Consider the following 20,525-nt stretch of genomic DNA (forward strand, 5'->3'; position numbering starts at 1 on the left):
TTTCTAAATAAACCTCAGTTGCATTTGCCAATGCCTCTAAATCATTTTGATTGAACGCAATTGAAATGTTAGTGACCACATGTGATTGGTTTTGATTAAGTAAGTAGTTTTTTACGTCTTTATTAGAAGCGTCGTTTAACATATTAATCAATCCTATTTTATCGGCAATTTCAATGTTTAAAAATTTAGGTTTGTTTTGCAGAGAGTCTATATAATTAATTTTAACCTCCTTTGGTTGCATTTCATTTGCTACACTAAATATTTTATACGATGATTTATTAAAAGAAATTGGAGTGATTTTAACTCTAATAGGGTTAATGTAATTAGGTATTCCTGAATGGTTATAGGTTTGCTCTAAAACAAAGCTTTCATCAGTACCTATGCTCCCTAAATCAACACTTTGCTTCGTTGATTGGTATTGCTTATTTTGTACTGAGATTGTTTTACAACCAGTAAGTAAAACAAGAATACTACATAATAAAAAACTGCTTTTTCTCATGCTTTGAGCTTTTAAGTAAATATAATGGTTTCTAATAAATAAAAAATGAATTTTAGCTCCAAAAGTAAATCTTTAGATGCGCTTCCAGATACTTTTCACTTTTTGAAAAACATATTGTTTTTCTACTTAATCGCTTAATATGAGTTCTTAAGGTTAAGTTCATTCGTTCAATTTTATTAGTACAATATTGAAAGCGTCTATGAATTGATTTAGGAATTAAACTTGGATAAACATTTAATCTATCTGTATAAATTTTATCAGGTTGGAGCAAAGTACTTTATGAATTAATGGTCTTATGTTTTCTTTTGATTTACTACCAACAAAAAAATCAATGACTTGTTTTGTTTCTCTTTCAATAACATAAGTAATCCAAGTAAAGTTGTCTTTTTGTTTTATATAAGTCCATAGTTCATCAATTTCAAATTTACATCCTAGTTTGTTAAAATATGGTGCTTTGATTTGATTACTAATCTTTAACATTCTTGACAATACAGTATTTTTTGAAATACCAATAATTCTTGAAATACTTAAAACACCACAACCTTCTTTTAGCATACTTTTTATTAAAGTATTTGTCGTTTCTTGGTAAGCAATATAAGAATAAGCTTCTTGAAAATAGGAGTTACAGCTTTTACAAAAATAACGTTGTATCCCATTTCTTTTTCCACGTTTTATACAATTACACTTGTTACAGTTTTTACAATTCATAACCACAAATATAATCAAGCGCCAATTTGACCCACGTAGAAAAATAAAAGCCTTATTTAATAAGCTTTTATGAACTTTCATTGTTTCAAGGAACAAGAGTGAGCCTCCTATTAGAGGCTCGCTTTTTATTTAAACTATTGATAATCAATATTAAAAAAAAATTAAAAGCGCCATTCTGACCCATTACCCATTACCCTCATTACCTAAAATTCTAATAATATCATTTTTATCTTCTAATATCAATAAATCAATTATTTTATGAGTCTTATATTGAAGAATATAATTTGTTTTAGAACCAGCTTTATGTTCTTTAATAAATAATTTTTTTTTATTAAAATCATTTGTAATTAATTTACAACTTAATGACTTATTTAAAAATTTATTCAAAACAAATAATTCATTATGGCAAAGTCTTACTTCTTTATAAAAAACCCAAGTCGAAAATCTTATAAGTGGATATAATAATAAATTTAATAGAGCTATAACAATCCCTACAATCCAATTAACAAGTAATCCAATAATAAGTAAGCTAACAATTGGGATTATAATTATCTCAATAATATTCAAATTACTTCTATTTGTTATTGAGCTTTTACTAATGTCTTTATTCATATTAAAAGTCTTGGTTACTTAGTTGCTTTTCGGGTAACTATTCTTGCTAAGAACAATACTTAATCTTAAGTTAATTATTAAATACGCTTAAATTTTAAACTAATCATTAATATCATTTTCAATACCTTGATTGTTAATTCTAAGTGTTTTTTGCATCACAATTCCGTTTTCGTATTGTAAAAAAATATCATAAGAACGGTCATTTACTTTGAGACTACGTACTAAAATTTTTTCTTTAGGGTCAAAATAATTTGAAAAGAAAATATCATTACTTTCTTTAAAAATCAGATAAGAATCTTTTCCTTTTTTTCCCATTTTAAAATTAATAGTTTTTCCAGATGATGTTATTTTCTCAATAAAATTATTTTTCTTAATGTAAACTAAAATTGTATCACCTATAAAATCTGTATAATAAAAACTATTTTCTTGAATTACATTCACATGAACCTGAAAACTCTTGGCGTTATTAAAATCCTCAATACTAGTTAACTTTTGTCCAGAATTCGATTTAGAATCACTTATAATCCTAATGTATTCATAACAATTTTTTTGAAGGTAAGTGTCAGTATCTCGTGCATATTTATTTCTTATTGAATCTGATTTAATAACAGATAAACCTTTTGTTAAGACAAAACTACAATTGTCTATCCTATCAGCAATAACATCTTCTTTGTTTTCTTCAAGACACTCACATATAATATTGCTGATTTTTGAAACTTTTTCTGGATCAATATTTTGAGAAAAACAAAGAGGGCTAAAAATTAAAAATATAATAATTTTATTCATGAAATTTTAAAAATAGGATTGTTGACATTATGACATAAGCTATTGATAATATGTTTAGTACAATTTTGTTTTTGAGCTCTAACCCTCTATACATTTGTAAGATTTCCATTTTCCTTTTGTTATTAGAGAAAAACCTATAAGAAAAGTAAAATATCCCCAAAAAAGTTATAACTAATATAAACTTATTTAATTCTGAAATTTTAAAACCAAACAAACCAAGAATTGTGCCTACATTAAATAATAAGACAAAAACAAAAATCAAAACAGCTCTAGCATCTTCATTTGTTAATTTAAATCCCGTATAGGTAGTAAAATTTAAAATACTACTGTAAAATTTATGAATAATGTTTTTAATCAACATTCTTTAATAAGTTAAAATTTCAATCAAAAAGAGTAGAAATTATCACAAAAGGAGTAGTAATCATATTAAAAATAAAATTATCTCCTGCATTACCCATCGGTCCTTTGGTCAAAGGATGAGTAGTGTCTGCACTTGTATTAGTACTAGAAGAGCTTCTATTCGTAAAATTTCTATATATGTACGCATTTCTAGCATCACCCATTACAGAATAAGATTTTGCTAGATTATTAGTGTTCGTTACACCATTTTCATCTTTCCCATTTTCAATAACAAAACTTGTTGCTTGTGATACAGGGCCTGTTGCTGTGGATATAACCTCGGTAGCTGAATCTTGAACTAATTTTTCTGAAACACCATTTTTTGAAAATTCACTTACTAATTCTACCCCTGTTAAAACATTACTAGCAATACCTGCTTTTTTCTTTACATCTGAGGCTACTTCTTTCACATTGATACTTTTAGCATTTTCTTCTACCAACCCTGCAGCTGTCTCTGCTGTTTCAGAAGTAGTTTTTGCAACTGGCTCAACATCTTCTTCAAATATTGATGCAATATCACCCGCCTTCTTGTATAAATTATATTTAGCTTCATTTACTTTTTTATCAATATAATCAGTGGCTTTAGCAGCCTTTTGCCATATTGAACCCCACCAAGTGTTAGGGTCATCTCCACAATCTCCATCAGGGCAACCAAAAGCTTTCATTCCGTCTGGATCAATAAATCGAAGTGGATTATTGAATGCATAGTTATATGGTGAGTGTCTTCTCATCAGTTCAGCTAATGGGTCTAAATTCATCCAACGACCTAATTCTGGGTTATAGTTACGAGCCGTAATATCAATCCACCCAAGACCAAGTTCATCTTGTTCTTCCTTGCCACCAAACCCATACTTATGGTCTGTGCCATTTATAACGTTATTATACCCTTTATGTTTCAGTCCAAAAGGATAGTAGTTGTTTTCTTCAACAATTTCTATCGAAGCTGTACTTGTAGTACTTATATCTTTATAAGACAATCGAATATTCCCTAAGTGGTCTTTGTATTGATACACATACTTAAACCCAAAACCATCTGGTTCTACATACCCTTCTGCATGGTTAAAGAACTTAAGAACGTTGTTCTCATACATATAGTTTCCAGCATACTCTGTTGTTGTCCCTGTACTCACTATTTTCTTCTGTTTTACTCCTGTTGCATCGTAAATATATTGAATATTTTCAAATCCTATAGTAACTTGTGTTGGTAAATTTAAATGGTTGTATGCAATTGCTGTGATATTCTTATTGGTATCCGATGTCATATTCCCATTCGCATCATAAGCATAATCATCTGCTGTATCGGCAGCTGTATTAACAGCATCGTCCTTAAACCCATATTGATCAACCGTTGCTGCGTCTGCTACTTTCATAAGTCTATTGGTGTCTGTTTGATAACTGTAGGTTAATATATCCATAGTTCCAAAATGTGCACTGTTGGTCGACACTGGATTCTCTACCACATGTCCTTTTCTTGTTAAATTGGTAATATTTCCATTCTTATCATAGGCAACACTACTCAATCCATAACGGTCGAAGTTATCTGATATTGCTCCTGTAATACGGTTTAAAGCATCATACTGGTAATTGTACCAGTGCAAAGTGTTGTCATTTTGTGTTTTCCACTCGGTCTCTGCAATATTACCATTATACAAAGCAGTACCTCCATGGTTTGTTGTATTGTAATTTAGTTTAAAGCCAAACAAATCTGAACCTAAATTATCTATGTCGTTTATTCCTTTTAACCAACCTCTAATGTTATAGGTGTAGTCTACAGTCTGTAATCGCCCTTGTGTGGTTTTGCCTCCAACTCCTTTTGCTATTAATTGCCCTAAACGGTCATAGGTATTTTGCACTAACACTTCTTCATCCAATAGGTTTATCTTTTGTTTTTGAGAGGTTAGTCTACCTTGATCGTCATAGTCAAATGTTTCTTCAGTAGTAATGTTATTTTGTCCTGTCTTACTATGAGTTGTAGTGATTTTATCTACTTTACCAACAAAGTCTAATGTGCTTATAGCCATATCTGTTGTTGATAAATAATTGTTCTTGCTTACAGAGTATATAGGTCGCCCTTTAACGTCATATCCCGATAATGTGGTTATCCAATTGGAGGTGCCTAATACACGCACTTTACTGCCTGTGGCTAAACTCCTTGTTAAAACCTTATTAGTGTCATTATAATTGATTATCGCTTGACCATCTGCTGTACTAGGCAGTGATAATCCATCTTTATCAAATGTATAGTCATCATAGTAGTTAATGGTATACAGTTCGGTAATCCCTGTTGTTGGATAAACACTTGCGTCGTTAGTATAATAAATCGTAGTTCCTGCAATGGTTGTTGGTGATGTATTTTTAGTGACATAAAGCAATGTGCTACTGTCTGCTGCACTTTGTAATGCCATTCTTGAGCTTCCATTGGTTATAACCCCTGTGTAAGCTACTCTTCCAAAAGCATCATATTTAGTGAATAACCATTTAGATTGTGTACTCAAATTTGCATCTTGAGTCAGGATGGGTTGATCTAGCTTATTGTATATTATATACTCCCAGCCTTTTCCTGGGATCTTCTTTTCTACTAATCGGTTTCTATAATCATACTTATATTGATAACAGAGTTCCGATAATTTTGTTGCTTCTGGTTTTGCTGTGTGTGGCTCTGATTTTGGTGGTAGCACATAGGTTAGGTTTCCATAGTCGTCATATACATAATATGTGTCATGTGCTCCATTATTATAGGTCCGCTTTAAAACTACTCGCCCTTGTTTGTCCTTAAATTCCTCTGTAGTGTGGTTGGTTCCACTAACCCAATTCTCATCCTTAGTCACTGTTTTGTATAGCTCGTTAGCTGCATAATATGTTGTACCACCTTCTAGAGTTGGTGTGTAGATGTTATTCAAAAGAGTGAGACTTACATCATAATATCTAACTTCATTAGTTGTATTGCTTTGATAAGCAAACTGTATTTCATGACCGCTACCTAATCCCCAATCTGTACCTGGTGCCGCCTGCTTTAACACTCTATTTAGTGGTGAAGATTCTAATAATTTTTCGGAATAAGGATTAGTAGTATATTCATAGGTTGAAGTGTTATAAAAATGAGTTGTTGCTGATAGAGCATTATTCATAAAAGCACCTCCGTTACTCAAATTATGGTAAGGTAAATATTCCTTTGTCTGTCTTCCTAACGCATCATACTCTGTATGTACAATAATGTCCTCTCCATTCCCTCCGCCTCTAATACTAATACTTTGAACAGGCCTTCCTAAACCATCAAAATAGGTCACCGATTCTATTTTTTCATTATCCTGAAGCCCACTGGTACTAGTTGCCGAAACTTGTGGTGAAACACTATAGATATAGTTTTTATTACTTAAACCACAATTACTTGCACTAACACTATAGTTGATTACTGCTGCTGTACTCCAACTTGTAGATGCACTGTTATAAGCCCTTAAGTAATATGTCGTTCCTGATGTTAAATCTATATACTGTGCTGAATTGGTAGTACTAGTTCCTGTCGAGGTCGTCTGCCAGTACCAAATATCTCCTGTTGGAGGTGTTCCTCTAGTGAGTCGTGTACTATTACAATTATTTGTAATCAATGGCATCTCTGGTGTTTGTGGTCCAGAAGTAGTTGCTATTGTGACCGCTTGACTATCCATTACCACTCCCTTTTTCTTAAAAGTGATACTTCCCGTTCCTACTCCTCCCCAATCTACAATTGCTGTATATGTCGTTCCTGATTGTGAAGAAGATACTAATGTTCCTCCTGTTATTTGCCAATTAGGAAGTGTAATAACTGTCCCATTAGTATAAGAATAAGTATGCTGACTATTAGGAGCTACAGAAAATGTTCCTGTAATCTGTGCATAACTCATTTGGTAAGTGCTTAAAATAAATAAACACCCTAATAATAACTTGTTTTGCTGTATGGCCTTTATAAGATTGATCATAGTTTGGTATTATTGGTAAGTAATTGTGTTTATTGAAAAACTATGCTGTTGTTGGTCTAGTGTTAATATTACTGTAACTCCAGCTGTAGTTCCTTCTAATACAAAAGTCCCTAAATCATCTCCATCCATAGCTATATTATAAGTAACCATACCCATAGAAGTGCTTTGGTTCCAATCACCACTAGTGCCTGTAATTTGAAAATCAGTAATGTTTACGGTCTCACTAGACTGTTGTATCCATCTTAAATCATTACCTGTTTTAGATAGTGTAGACCCTATGGCTATATTTTCATTTCCAATGGTAACACTGGAACTCGTCAAAGTATAATCTGACACTTGTGCAGATAGTGAACAGGTGCTTAATATAAAAACTAAAATCGGGATTATTTTTAATAATATTCTCATCTTAAAATATGCTTTATGTGTTCTTGATAAATCTCATTACTGCTTATAATGGTACATCGTCTCGTTTAATATCTTACCATCAGCATCTTTCACCTGCTTTAAACGGTTAAACTCATCATATTCGTAATACATCGTATAACCTTTGGCATCTGTCATACTGGTAACTCCTACTAATGGGTCATAGGTATAGGTCGATACCATGGCTTCTGGATAGCTAACTCTTAAAGCGTTTAAAGCGGTTCTTAATGCGCCTTCATTGCCCGAAGCACCTAGTGTTCGATCATTATCTGAATCGGATAAGGACTGCAAATTGGCTATGGTTTGTGTTGGAATACTAGCGTAGTCTAGGTTCTCTATCATCGCTATTGGCTGACTCTGGTTATAACCCCAAATGTAAACTATATGCATCCCATCTGCTTTGCTTACCTCCAATGGATGACCATAAAGATCATACTTGTGATAAACTATACGGTCTTCTAAACTTGAAACCCCTTTTGAGGTCTGAACTATCTTTGGTAGAATGAGGTCATTAAATGTCCAGTTTTTATAGACTGTATTTAACTCTGAGACATTAGAATTTCCAACACTAAATGATTTTACACTAACTGGTGATGACGTTTTATTCTGAGTAATCAATGCTTGTATTTCAGCATTTGGACTCACTATATCTTCTGGATATTTATACTCCTCTCTGAGTGTATCTCCATTACTGGAACTACTCTCTTTTACTATAGGGTTTAAGTGTTTAAAAGGATCTCCATAGGTGAAATCAACTAAATTATTAATAGAATATTGATAAACATAGGAATCATCATAAATCAACTCTTCCGAATTAGATTCTCTTTGTAACATCAATCCATTGAATATGTCATAAATTGATTTTATTTGCCCTAGACTTCCATAATCATATGCTTTTTGATAAATATCTAGACCTCTAACCTGTTGTCGATTATATGCAGCTAAAATATAATTGTAATAAGTTTCTGTTTTTTTCAATGGAATGTAATTATACATAAACGGTATTGGGTCTGGATGAGGTCCACTACCATCAGGTTTTTTTATATATGATATGGAAGTATTTAAATTTCCATTTTCCCATTCATAAGAATTAGGAGCTCCAAAAAATGAAGAATAAAGAGGAGCAAAACTAAAACTAAAAGAATTTTTCAAATGTTCATCATTATTTACTCGACTTTCAACTACAGATGTGTATCCAACATAATTACTTTGTGTTGTAATAAGTGCATAAAGATTATTTGATGATGCTTTGGTTTTTGGAATGTCATTCTGTCCTTCATCTTGTACAAATACAGCCTCTTTAAAAATTGGGACACCTAAAATCCATCCAGATTCCTCACCTGTAATAGGATTTTTATAATCATAGGTTCTTACAACTGATGGAGTTGAGCTATTTGGATCTTCATAATCTTTAATGGATTTAATTCTTAATCCACCTATAAGTTTATAAGCATTATTACGTGTGTTCCATTTCAAATCAACAATAATATCATGAGCTTGTGGATTAACGTTTGTATTAGCACTGATAACAATTTCTAAAATATAGTTTCCTGGATTTAACATAAAAACCGGGTCATATCCTATTGGTACACCATAACTATTCCCTACAATAGTTCCTGTTGCCGCTTCTTTAATATAAAATCGTATATCTTCATTGCTTAATGGCAAATTAGCTCCGTAATCTCCTCCATTATTATTGGGATCGTTATCATAAATAGTTGATGAAGAATTTGATCTTGCTCTCCCTTGAAATTCTACAGGACTATTTATGGTAAAAGGCTTTGAAATAATTTTTTGTGAACTACTTGTTGCATCATTTCGTGTATTAATATACACGGAATTTTCTGTATTAGGCTCAAAAATATTTAAGCTATTAGGGTAGTCAAAACTTCCAGCTGCTAAATTATTCTCATATTCAAACTCTGTTTTACCACCTTCAGGATATATAATTTTTTTAAGCATATTCGCTTGAGTGAAACTTGGATTAACAATACGATTAGCCCCTTGATAAAAAAAATCGGGTTGGTATGTTGGTTGACCTGTCTCTCTGTAGAATAAACTAGGAACCAAAGTTGTATTACTGGCTCCATTATAATATCCCCAATAATCTTGAGAAGAAGAAAGTCTATGTGGTAATAAAGTTGCAGTATTATACTCTAGTTCATAATCATAATGATTTGATGAACTTACATCTCCATAAAACTTTAACTTGTCTAACCTAAGTCTTTTGCTTATTTCTGTATTGGACTCTAAACCAGAACATAGATAAAAACTTTGACTAGGCACAGTGCTCTGAAAATACCCGTATTCAAAATCAATTTTTTGAATCTGCTTGTTAAAATTGTCCTTGACAATGATATTGTCAAGTGCGTAATCATAGCTTAAATCTTGACGAGCAGATACTTCTCTATTAAACAGTACTTTTCCATTTGCAGATACAATCTCGCTTATAACACTATTACTTCCTGTTGTTTGAGAGCTACTTTTTGAATAAGCTCCAGACCAACTCATAATATTAGATTCACCGGTCGGTGTACACTGTGTATAGTTATTTGTTGAGTAATAAAAATTAATGACATCATTTTTATCAGTTACAATCTTGGTCAACTTCCATGCAGTTGTATATGAAAAGGTATATGGGGCCATCCCAACTACAGGTAAACTTAAATTATCTGTAGAGTATGATTTAGTATCTGTGATTTGATCAATAGCATTGTTCTCTCCAAAATAAAATGTATTCCCATCATTGGTCGTTATAATCCATTCTATAATTCTTTTATTACTATCAAATACAGGGTCAACTTTAATATCACTTTCTGGAAAGAAAATGATTTCACCATAAGGATGGGCAGTTGTTCTATTTTGATTGAACATGAATTTTCCTGAGTATCCTAAAAAACTAAAGTTGAATTCATCTGGAGCCAAATCAACCATATTCACTGTAGTCGCTTGATGAATAATTGAATTCTTAGATTCATTCGATAAACCTTCAAAAACATCTAATGTGGTCGATGTAGTTAAAAACCCTTTTCCATCGTTAAAATCATCTGGTAATTGATTCATTGACCTATACACTTGGCCTCCAACATTTAAATTCCATCCCAATCCAACCCAAGAAGCAATATCTGAAACCTTGTGTCCACCAGCATGGTAACTAACACTTACAGGAATAGAAATTGATCTTCCGTTTAGTGTAGTTATTGGTATTGAAACATTTGGAACACCTGTATAATAAGACACTGGTACTTCTGAGAATTTTGCCAAACTTGATACCTCTGGTGATAATGGCGCTATCTTAGGCAATTCTGGCGCCTGCGCTTTACTAATATTGCTTGCTAAAAACACAATAAATATTGTTGTAAAAAATCTAGAAAATGAAATTATTTTCATTAGTTTTAGTTTAATGGTTTATAAAATAATCAAAGGAAGAAGTCTCTATTCTGCTATTAATTGAGATGTAGCTAATTAACCGATTTTAATTTAAAAACAGGTAAGGTTTTGCCTTACAATAAGTAAGGTAAAACCCTCAATTTTTATATCAAAAAATTATATAATTTTAACGTTAGAGGAAAAATTTTATACACCTTATAACAAAAGATTTCAAAGATTTGAAACTCAATTGCTCCTTAATTCTTTTTTCTTATCTCTTATAAAGTCGTCTACGATTTAAAGAAAACTTCGGAGATTTAAGGTTTAATTCTTACCCGAAGGACATCGCCATTTTAAACAATAATGTTTATTTGGGAAATATTATTAATGGATTTGAATAGCTTTGATTGTTATAATTCAGAATATGGTGAATTGATATTTTATGCCGTCACGTTTTTTGTCTTATAAAAGACCGAAAAGTTAATTATTAAAATAAGTCCTTTAGTTATGAGAAATAGTTATTAAACAAACTCTTTAAAGACTATTAAGGAAGAGTTATTGAACTTAACCACAAATATAATCAAGCGCCAATTTGACCCACGTAGAAAAATTAAAGCCTTATTTAATAGGCTATAATGAACTTTCATTGTTTCAATGAACAAGAATGAGCCTCCTATTAGAGGCTCGCTTTTTATTTAAACTATTGATAATCAATATTTAAATTTTACTTTTTTTCAAAAGCGCCATTCTGACCCATTATCAAGCTGACCATACTCAAAAGTTAGCTCAATAATTTATAATCTATTTTTTCTTATTAAATATGTATTAGCAACAACTACTAATACAATCCAAAAAACATATAAATAGCCTCCAGTAGATAGTTTAATATTCAGATTCAATGCTATTAATGCTAATAATGCTATAATACTTAAAATTAAAGAATATGGTTGTAGCTTTTTAAAAAACTGACTAACTAGTACTACTAATAGGACTAAAGATATTGAAAGTAAAACAACACTTTCAGTGTTTTTTAAGTTAATAATATTTGATTCTGAACCACTCATTAAAGCCAAAGCTAAACTCTCTATAGCTAATATTATAATACTTAAATAATAAAATATTTTAACAACTATTCTCATCTATTCTTTTTTCTTGTTTTGTGATAAATAAGATAAATAATTTGATACAGCACCCATAACTTGACTAAATTGTTTATCTGTCATACCCGTTGATGTAAAACTTATTTTATTGCTTCCGTTAAAAGCACCAAAATTACCTGATAAAAGATTGTGTACTGTTACGGCTGATTCACTTATATTTTCCGCTTCTGTGGTATCTCCTCTTCTATCATTTGCAACTGAATGATTATTTGAATCTGTTCCTCTATGAGCATATGCATCTTGCAATGCGTGAATACCTTGACCAAAATCTTCAATGCCAGCACTATTGGCCTCTAAACTATTCAAGCTACCTGATGCAGCTGAAGAAAAAATCTTATCCCATCCAAATTCCATTCCTCTCATCATTGCTCCATTTTCTGAAATAGAATGATTTTCAGCTTCCCAATTCGACCTCATTGAATGCCAAATATTAAAGTTTTTCCAAGCACTTTTAGGACTCCATCTGGTTTCTTGAGATAAATCCGTACCACCATAGTCAATACCATCTCTGTATATCGCTTTCGCTCTTCTTTTACTAAAAGGATGCACGAGATTATTTATATATGCTGCATCAACATAACCTATAGAAGTTTCGTGCGCTCCAGGATGGTCAGCATATACCGAAGAATAATGTGCAATTAAATCCGCTTGTTTTTTCCCAATTCCAGCAGCAGAAAGAGCATTGTAGGTCATATTATAATGTATGGTAACTGTCCATTGGCCATTATGGTCAGCATTTACAATAGGATTATTTAACACATATTGATATGGACTAATTGGATAATAAGCTTCTGCTTTTATATCTATGTTCATCCAACGTCCTAAATCTGGACTATAGTTTCTTGCTCCAAAATCATAAGTATTTAAACCGAGTTCTTCCGATAATTCTTTTCCTCCAAACTTGTACTTGTGTTCTGTGCCGTTAATTACGTTATTATACCCTTTATGTTTCAGTCCAAAAGGATAGTAGTTGTTTTCTTCAACAATTTCTATCGAAGCTGTACTTGTAGTACTTATATCTTTATAAGACAATCGAATATTCCCTAAGTGGTCTTTGTATTGATACACATACTTAAACCCAAAACCATCTGGTTCTACATACCCTTCTGCATGGTTAAAGAACTTAAGAACGTTGTTCTCATACATATAGTTTCCAGCATACTCTGTTGTTGTCCCTGTACTCACTATTTTCTTCTGTTTTACTCCTGTTGCATCGTAAATATATTGAATATTTTCAAATCCTATAGTAACTTGTGTTGGTAAATTTAAATGGTTGTATGCAATTGCTGTGATATTCTTATTGGTATCCGATGTCATATTCCCATTCGCATCATAAGCATAATCATCTGCTGTATCGGCAGCTGTATTAACAGCATCGTCCTTAAACCCATATTGATCAACCGTTGCTGCGTCTGCTACTTTCATAAGTCTATTGGTGTCTGTTTGATAACTGTAGGTTAATATATCCATAGTTCCAAAATGTGCACTGTTGGTCGACACTGGATTCTCTACCACATGTCCTTTTCTTGTTAAATTGGTAATATTTCCATTCTTATCATAGGCAACACTACTCAATCCATAACGGTCGAAGTTATCTGATATTGCTCCTGTAATACGGTTTAAAGCATCATACTGGTAATTGTACCAGTGCAAAGTGTTGTCATTTTGTGTTTTCCACTCGGTCTCTGCAATATTACCATTATACAAAGCAGTACCTCCATGGTTTGTTGTATTGTAATTTAGTTTAAAGCCAAACAAATCTGAACCTAAATTATCTATGTCGTTTATTCCTTTTAACCAACCTCTAATGTTATAGGTGTAGTCTACAGTCTGTAATCGCCCTTGTGTGGTTTTGCCTCCAACTCCTTTTGCTATTAATTGCCCTAAACGGTCATAGGTATTTTGCACTAACACTTCTTCATCCAATAGGTTTATCTTTTGTTTTTGAGAGGTTAGTCTACCTTGATCGTCATAGTCAAATGTTTCTTCAGTAGTAATGTTATTTTGTCCTGTCTTACTATGAGTTGTAGTGATTTTATCTACTTTACCAACAAAGTCTAATGTGCTTATAGCCATATCTGTTGTTGATAAATAATTGTTCTTGCTTACAGAGTATATAGGTCGCCCTTTAACGTCATATCCCGATAATGTGGTTATCCAATTGGAGGTGCCTAATACACGCACTTTACTGCCTGTGGCTAAACTCCTTGTTAAAACCTTATTAGTGTCATTATAATTGATTATCGCTTGACCATCTGCTGTACTAGGCAGTGATAATCCATCTTTATCAAATGTATAGTCATCATAGTAGTTAATGGTATACAGTTCGGTAATCCCTGTTGTTGGATAAACACTTGCGTCGTTAGTATAATAAATCGTAGTTCCTGCAATGGTTGTTGGTGATGTATTTTTAGTGACATAAAGCAATGTGCTACTGTCTGCTGCACTTTGTAATGCCATTCTTGAGCTTCCATTGGTTATAACCCCTGTGTAAGCTACTCTTCCAAAAGCATCATATTTAGTGAATAACCATTTAGATTGTGTACTCAAATTTGCATCTTGAGTCAGGATGGGTTGATCTAGCTTATTGTATATTATATACTCCCAGCCTTTTCCTGGGATCTTCTTTTCTACTAATCGGTTTCTATAATCATACTTATATTGATAACAGAGTTCCGATAATTTTGTTGCTTCTGGTTTTGCTGTGTGTGGCTCTGATTTTGGTGGTAGCACATAGGTTAGGTTTCCATAGTCGTCATATACATAATATGTGTCATGTGCTCCATTATTATAGGTCCGCTTTAAAACTACTCGCCCTTGTTTGTCCTTAAATTCCTCTGTAGTGTGGTTGGTTCCACTAACCCAATTCTCATCCTTAGTCACTGTTTTGTATAGCTCGTTAGCTGCATAATATGTTGTACCACCTTCTAGAGTTGGTGTGTAGATGTTATTCAAAAGAGTGAGACTTACATCATAATATCTAACTTCATTAGTTGTATTGCTTTGATAAGCAAACTGTATTTCATGACCGCTACCTAATCCCCAATCTGTACCTGGTGCCGCCTGCTTTAACACTCTATTTAGTGGTGAAGATTCTAATAATTTTTCGGAATAAGGATTAGTAGTATATTCATAGGTTGAAGTGTTATAAAAATGAGTTGTTGCTGATAGAGCATTATTCATAAAAGCACCTCCGTTACTCAAATTATGGTAAGGTAAATATTCCTTTGTCTGTCTTCCTAACGCATCATACTCTGTATGTACAATAATGTCCTCTCCATTCCCTCCGCCTCTAATACTAATACTTTGAACAGGCCTTCCTAAACCATCAAAATAGGTCACCGATTCTATTTTTTCATTATCCTGAAGCCCACTGGTACTAGTTGCCGAAACTTGTGGTGAAACACTATAGATATAGTTTTTATTACTTAAACCACAATTACTTGCACTAACACTATAGTTGATTACTGCTGCTGTACTCCAACTTGTAGATGCACTGTTATAAGCCCTTAAGTAATATGTCGTTCCTGATGTTAAATCTATATACTGTGCTGAATTGGTAGTACTAGTTCCTGTCGAGGTCGTCTGCCAGTACCAAATATCTCCTGTTGGAGGTGTTCCTCTAGTGAGTCGTGTACTATTACAATTATTTGTAATCAATGGCATCTCTGGTGTTTGTGGTCCAGAAGTAGTTGCTATTGTGACCGCTTGACTATCCATTACCACTCCCTTTTTCTTAAAAGTGATACTTCCCGTTCCTACTCCTCCCCAATCTACAATTGCTGTATATGTCGTTCCTGATTGTGAAGAAGATACTAATGTTCCTCCTGTTATTTGCCAATTAGGAAGTGTAATAACTGTCCCATTAGTATAAGAATAAGTATGCTGACTATTAGGAGCTACAGAAAATGTTCCTGTAATCTGTGCATAACTCATTTGGTAAGTGCTTAAAATAAATAAACACCCTAATAATAACTTGTTTTGCTGTATGGCCTTTATAAGATTGATCATAGTTTGGTATTATTGGTAAGTAATTGTGTTTATTGAAAAACTATGCTGTTGTTGGTCTAGTGTTAATATTACTGTAACTCCAGCTGTAGTTCCTTCTAATACAAAAGTCCCTAAATCATCTCCATCCATAGCTATATTATAAGTAACCATACCCATAGAAGTGCTTTGGTTCCAATCACCACTAGTGCCTGTAATTTGAAAATCAGTAATGTTTACGGTCTCACTAGACTGTTGTATCCATCTTAAATCATTACCTGTTTTAGATAGTGTAGACCCTATGGCTATATTTTCATTTCCAATGGTAACACTGGAACTCGTCAAAGTATAATCTGACACTTGTGCAGATAGTGAACAGGTGCTTAATATAAAAACTAAAATCGGGATTATTTTTAATAATATTCTCATCTTAAAATATGCTTTATGTGTTCTTGATAAATCTCATTACTGCTTATAATGGTACATCGTCTCGTTTAATATCTTACCATCAGCATCTTTCACCTGCTTTAAACGGTTAAACTCATCATATTCGTAATACATCGTATAACCTTTGGCATCTGTCATACTGGTAACTCCTACTAATGGGTCATAGGTATAGGTCGATACCATGGCTTCTGGATAGCTAACTCTTAAAGCGTTTAAAGCGGTTCTTAATGCGCCTTCATTGCCCGAAGCACCTAGTGTTCGATCATTATCTGAATCGGATAAGGACTGCAAATTGGCTATGGTTTGTGTTGGAATACTAGCGTAGTCTAGGTTCTCTATCATCGCTATTGGCTGACTCTGGTTATAACCCCAAATGTAAACTATATGCATCCCATCTGCTTTGCTTACCTCCAATGGATGACCATAAAGATCATACTTGTGATAAACTATACGGTCTTCTGGGATGTTATTTTCTTTAGCAACTTGGACAGCACTCAATTCTATTAAATCTGCATTAAATTCTAAATATTGATTTTGAATTTTTGTTAATAGACTTCCATTTTTATAATTTTCGGTTACTAAGACCTCATTAATTTTGTTTATTGTATTAAGTTTATTAATAGCTGCAGCATTATTATAACTTGCTGGGACACCCCCTACAGGATAGTAATATTTCGTTTTGTAGTGTTGCTCAACTCCAGATTCAAAAACATAACTATTCTGTTCTTTAATCTGAAAGTTTCCAGTGTTATAAACAAAAGTTTGCCTAGACTCTGTATTAAACTGTGTATGTAGAGCATCATAAAAATAATCTTTAGATATAGTTTCTTTCAGAAATGACTTCCCCCATTTGTGGTAAACTGGCTGTATCCCAATATAATCAGTAGGTAAACAATTAGCTCCTGAGACAGGAGTGGTATCAACACTACATGGATGCTCGGCATCAGGTATACCATTACTAAAATTATAATAATTTGTATAAAACACATCAAAAACGCAATTGCCATTATAAAACGTGTGATAATACTGGTAGGTGGCTAACTCCTCTTCAAATTTATATTCATTAGCAACTTCCTTTAAAAGATCACCTCCGTTATTATAAATAGATTGTTTAGTTAATAGACCTCTTTTATAATCTGTATCAGGAACTGGCGCTTCAAAATATGGAGGAGATTCCCAATTATAATAGAACTGCGGATAATTAGGATACTCTAATGAAGTTGTAAATTCATAATCTGTACGACCATTGTTAGATTGAGATACGGATACATTTTTATATCCTACATAATTCCCCTTAGTCATTCCTCCAATAATAGAGTTCAAAGTTTTTTTGGATTGAAAAACATAGAGCGTTGAGGGATAATTCCCAGGTGCAAATCCATTTCCTTGCTGACATTCAATTGGTGTAATTAAATTCATTCGTTTTGGAAATGTTCTAGTCATAAGTATACTACCATCAAATACACCACTAGAAAGTGGAATATTAGGATCATGGGGATTTACTAAAGAACTATCGTTACTATCTAAATCATAATTAAAACTAGTTTTAGATTTCTCAATTCCATTGTCTGTAAATCTTATGTGCTTTATTCTTAAACCCCCTCCTTTTAAATTTCTACTGTTATACTGAAATTCACTTAAATTAACTGACGCATCAACCTCTAAATAAGTACTTCCGTTTGAGGGGTCAACGAAATAAAAAGGTGAAGTGATAACTCTCAACATATAAAATCCTGGAGTTACAGATTTAGTAATACTTACATTTTGACTATTACTATTCAAGACATAACTTTGAATTGGTGTAATATTAGTTACATCGTTTTCCGATGATGGAAATGGCTGAACACCAGTCGCGTATGGATCATATCCTAAAAAATTAACAGAACTAAGTTCTAGTCTATGGTTTCCATATATAATCGCATTGGAAATAGAATTGGAAACATTATAATTTATATTTATTGTTTGTGGAACATCAATATAGAAAAATAATCGACCATTTAATGGAGATTGTTGTTGCTGTGGTGTTTCTACAAACCCTTCATAAGAAATAGTTTTCAAAGCAGAGTCTCTATTTTCAGGTAACTCATAAATATTTACAAGTTCTTGTCCTACATAAGCTATTTCATGTAATTCATAATCAAACTCTTTTTTCCCACCTGTTGGATATTCAATGCTAGTTAAAAGACCCTTTTTAACAGCATTTTCATAAAGCTGTATATCATAATATGGCAAATTACCATTATAATACCCCCAATTATCTTTGTAATCACTACCAAATCCAGGCAAACTATCTTTATCCTCATAGTGAAATATATATGGTAATGTTTCACTAGCAGTAGTGTCATTAATCTGATCTAAGAATAATCTATTATTTGATGATGTACTGTAAATCAAATTTATATTCTTGACTATGCTTCCATTATTATTTTTTACTTTGATATTATTAAGCTGACATCCTGTAAGTGGTGCATATTCAGGGTGCCCTAAAAATCTTGCAAATTCAATTTTTGTTTGATTATGAAGTGTAATGTCCTTTATTTTTAAACTTTGAATTTCTAATTGACTCCATGTTTGCATCCACTTAGGAGGCATAAGCCCTGCATTATATGACTTTAACGAACCTATTAAGCTTGCTGGTAGTGTTATGAAGTTTGTCAAACTATTACTTTCGTAACTCCTAGGAGTATCAAACTCTTCTGTTATAGTATTATACGTATATGTAGCTAATATATTATCATTTGGAGAGCTTATACTAGTCAACTTCCACGAAGAACTATAAGTCATTACTTTAGGTGGATTATTTACTCCTTGGACAATAAGTTCATTTAATTGGTTAGCACCTTGCATTGCTGAAGTACTTGTAGATGTTTCTATAGCAGAAAACAAAAACTTGTTGCCACTCGTATCAATAACTTCAAAACTTGTTATCTCAAATTGATTTTGATTATAGCCTGAATAAGTATTATAATTTATATTAATTTCTACTTTTTGCTCTGATGAAACAATTTTTGGAACTAGATTTCCATTTTCATTTATAATTATGAAGCGACCTGAAAACCCAAAAAAACTAAATTGATATAAATCTGGCTGGTAATCATAATGTTGAGCTCCTTGACTAGTTTTCCAAACAAATTCTTCCCACTGAGCTGGAACATTTCCACCTTGAAAATTTATAGAACCAAATTCATCAAAGTTATTGTTAAACGTGCCTATATCTCCTGGCGCACTAATGCTGCCATTGGGAATAGAATAAATTTCATCAGGAACATCCATAACTGTTCTTGAAATAACACTCTCAGAACCTAAACTCCATCCCGTACCTGTCCATCCTGAACGTTCGTCTATTCGAATTCCTGATGGATTATAGTTTAAATCAATACTCAAGTTAAGTGTATTAGAAATTTTAGTATTATAAATTGGTATACTTATATCTGGTATACCTGTATAGTGATTCACAGGAACCTCTTCAAATCGCATTAAATTAGCAACTGTTGGTGATGGTAGAATAATTTCAGGAAGCTCTTGAGCAATTAAAACATTTGCCATAAAAGCAAAAAACAATATTAGAAAAAAGCTTAATTTTTTCATTAAAAACTTAGTTTAAAATTTTTTTAATAAGTGTGTTATCTCTATTCTGCTATTAATTGAGATGTAGCTAATTAACCATTTTTAATTTGCAAATTAGTAAGGTTTTGCCTTACAATAAGTAAGGTAAAACCCTCAATTTTGATTTAAAGCCCATATAGTTCTTAAATGTTGAAAACTATTACTACTTGAGATAAAATTTATTCGCGAATATTTTTTATCATTGTTGTAATTACAAAATGTTTTGATTCTCCCTAACTCATTTATATGAAAGTATGCATAACATTTTTAACGTATTAATTATCGATGATCATCCTGCCATTATTGATATTTATAAAATCGCTTTAGAGCGTTTAAACTCCATAAACAACAGCTTTTGTTTTAGAGTTGAATCTGCAAACTCTTGCCAAGAGGCATTAGAAAAATTGAATTATAAATCAACTGATTTCCAGTTTGATTTGATTTTTTTAGACATTAGAATTCCGCCTTCTGATGACGGTAAAATATTAGGAGGAGAAGATTTAGGGTTAAAAATAAGAGAAGAGCATGATGATGTTAAAATTATTGTATTAACAAGCTATAATGATAACTTCC

General features: G+C 32.3%; 11 protein-coding genes and 1 pseudogene. 1 reads left to right on the forward strand and 11 read right to left on the reverse strand.

From position 1 onward, the window contains the following. From IEW41_RS14210 to IEW41_RS14265, 11 genes and pseudogenes are all read right to left on the reverse strand, one after another. Positions 1-499, reverse strand: a 499-nt coding sequence (locus tag IEW41_RS14210) for a hypothetical protein (protein ID WP_188607045.1), incomplete at its 3' end; no start/stop codon positions are given. Between the two features lie 52 nt (positions 500-551). Continuing rightward, positions 552-1,207 (reverse strand): annotated as a pseudogene (locus tag IEW41_RS14695) (IS1 family transposase). A gap of 183 nt (positions 1,208-1,390) precedes the next feature. Continuing rightward, positions 1,391-1,819, reverse strand: coding sequence for a hypothetical protein (locus IEW41_RS14225; protein WP_188607048.1), 429 nt, complete (start codon positions 1,817-1,819; stop codon positions 1,391-1,393). Positions 1,820-1,918: 99 nt separating this feature from the next. Further along, positions 1,919-2,605: a hypothetical protein gene (locus IEW41_RS14230; RefSeq protein WP_188607049.1), complete on the reverse strand. Its 687-nt coding sequence runs from the start codon at positions 2,603-2,605 to the stop codon at positions 1,919-1,921. 380 nt (positions 2,606-2,985) lie between these two features. After that, the gene (locus IEW41_RS14235; RefSeq protein ID WP_188607050.1) at positions 2,986-6,885 is read right to left on the reverse strand and encodes a DUF6443 domain-containing protein; all 3,900 of its coding nucleotides are present in this window, start codon (positions 6,883-6,885) and stop codon (positions 2,986-2,988) included. Positions 6,886-6,969: 84 nt separating this feature from the next. Continuing rightward, positions 6,970-7,365 carry a hypothetical protein gene (locus tag IEW41_RS14240; protein WP_188607051.1) on the reverse strand — a complete coding sequence of 132 codons (396 nt, stop codon included), beginning with the start codon at positions 7,363-7,365 and terminating at the stop codon, positions 6,970-6,972. Positions 7,366-7,401: 36 nt separating this feature from the next. Beyond that, positions 7,402-10,773 (reverse strand): RHS repeat protein, encoded by a 3,372-nt coding sequence (locus tag IEW41_RS14245; RefSeq protein WP_188607052.1) that lies wholly within the window; start codon positions 10,771-10,773, stop codon positions 7,402-7,404. A 773-nt stretch (positions 10,774-11,546) separates the two neighbouring features. Then, complete coding sequence (locus IEW41_RS14250) at positions 11,547-11,891, reverse strand: hypothetical protein (RefSeq protein ID WP_188607053.1); 345 nt, start codon at positions 11,889-11,891, stop codon at positions 11,547-11,549. Beyond that, entirely contained in the window at positions 11,892-15,848 is a 3,957-nt protein-coding gene (locus IEW41_RS14255; protein ID WP_188607054.1) for a DUF6443 domain-containing protein, read from the reverse strand. It lies immediately after the preceding gene. A gap of 84 nt (positions 15,849-15,932) precedes the next feature. Next, positions 15,933-16,328, reverse strand: coding sequence for a hypothetical protein (locus IEW41_RS14260; RefSeq protein WP_188607051.1), 396 nt, complete (start codon positions 16,326-16,328; stop codon positions 15,933-15,935). A gap of 36 nt (positions 16,329-16,364) precedes the next feature. Next, positions 16,365-19,934 (reverse strand): RHS repeat protein, encoded by a 3,570-nt coding sequence (locus IEW41_RS14265; protein WP_188607055.1) that lies wholly within the window; start codon positions 19,932-19,934, stop codon positions 16,365-16,367. A 272-nt stretch (positions 19,935-20,206) separates the two neighbouring features. Between IEW41_RS14265 and IEW41_RS14270 the strand changes: the two genes are divergently transcribed. After that, on the forward strand, positions 20,207-20,525 hold a 319-nt coding region (locus IEW41_RS14270), incomplete at its 3' end, for a response regulator (RefSeq protein ID WP_188607056.1).

The organism is Aquaticitalea lipolytica, from assembly GCF_014641635.1.
Taxonomy (GTDB): Bacteria; Bacteroidota; Bacteroidia; order Flavobacteriales; family Flavobacteriaceae; genus Aquaticitalea; species Aquaticitalea lipolytica.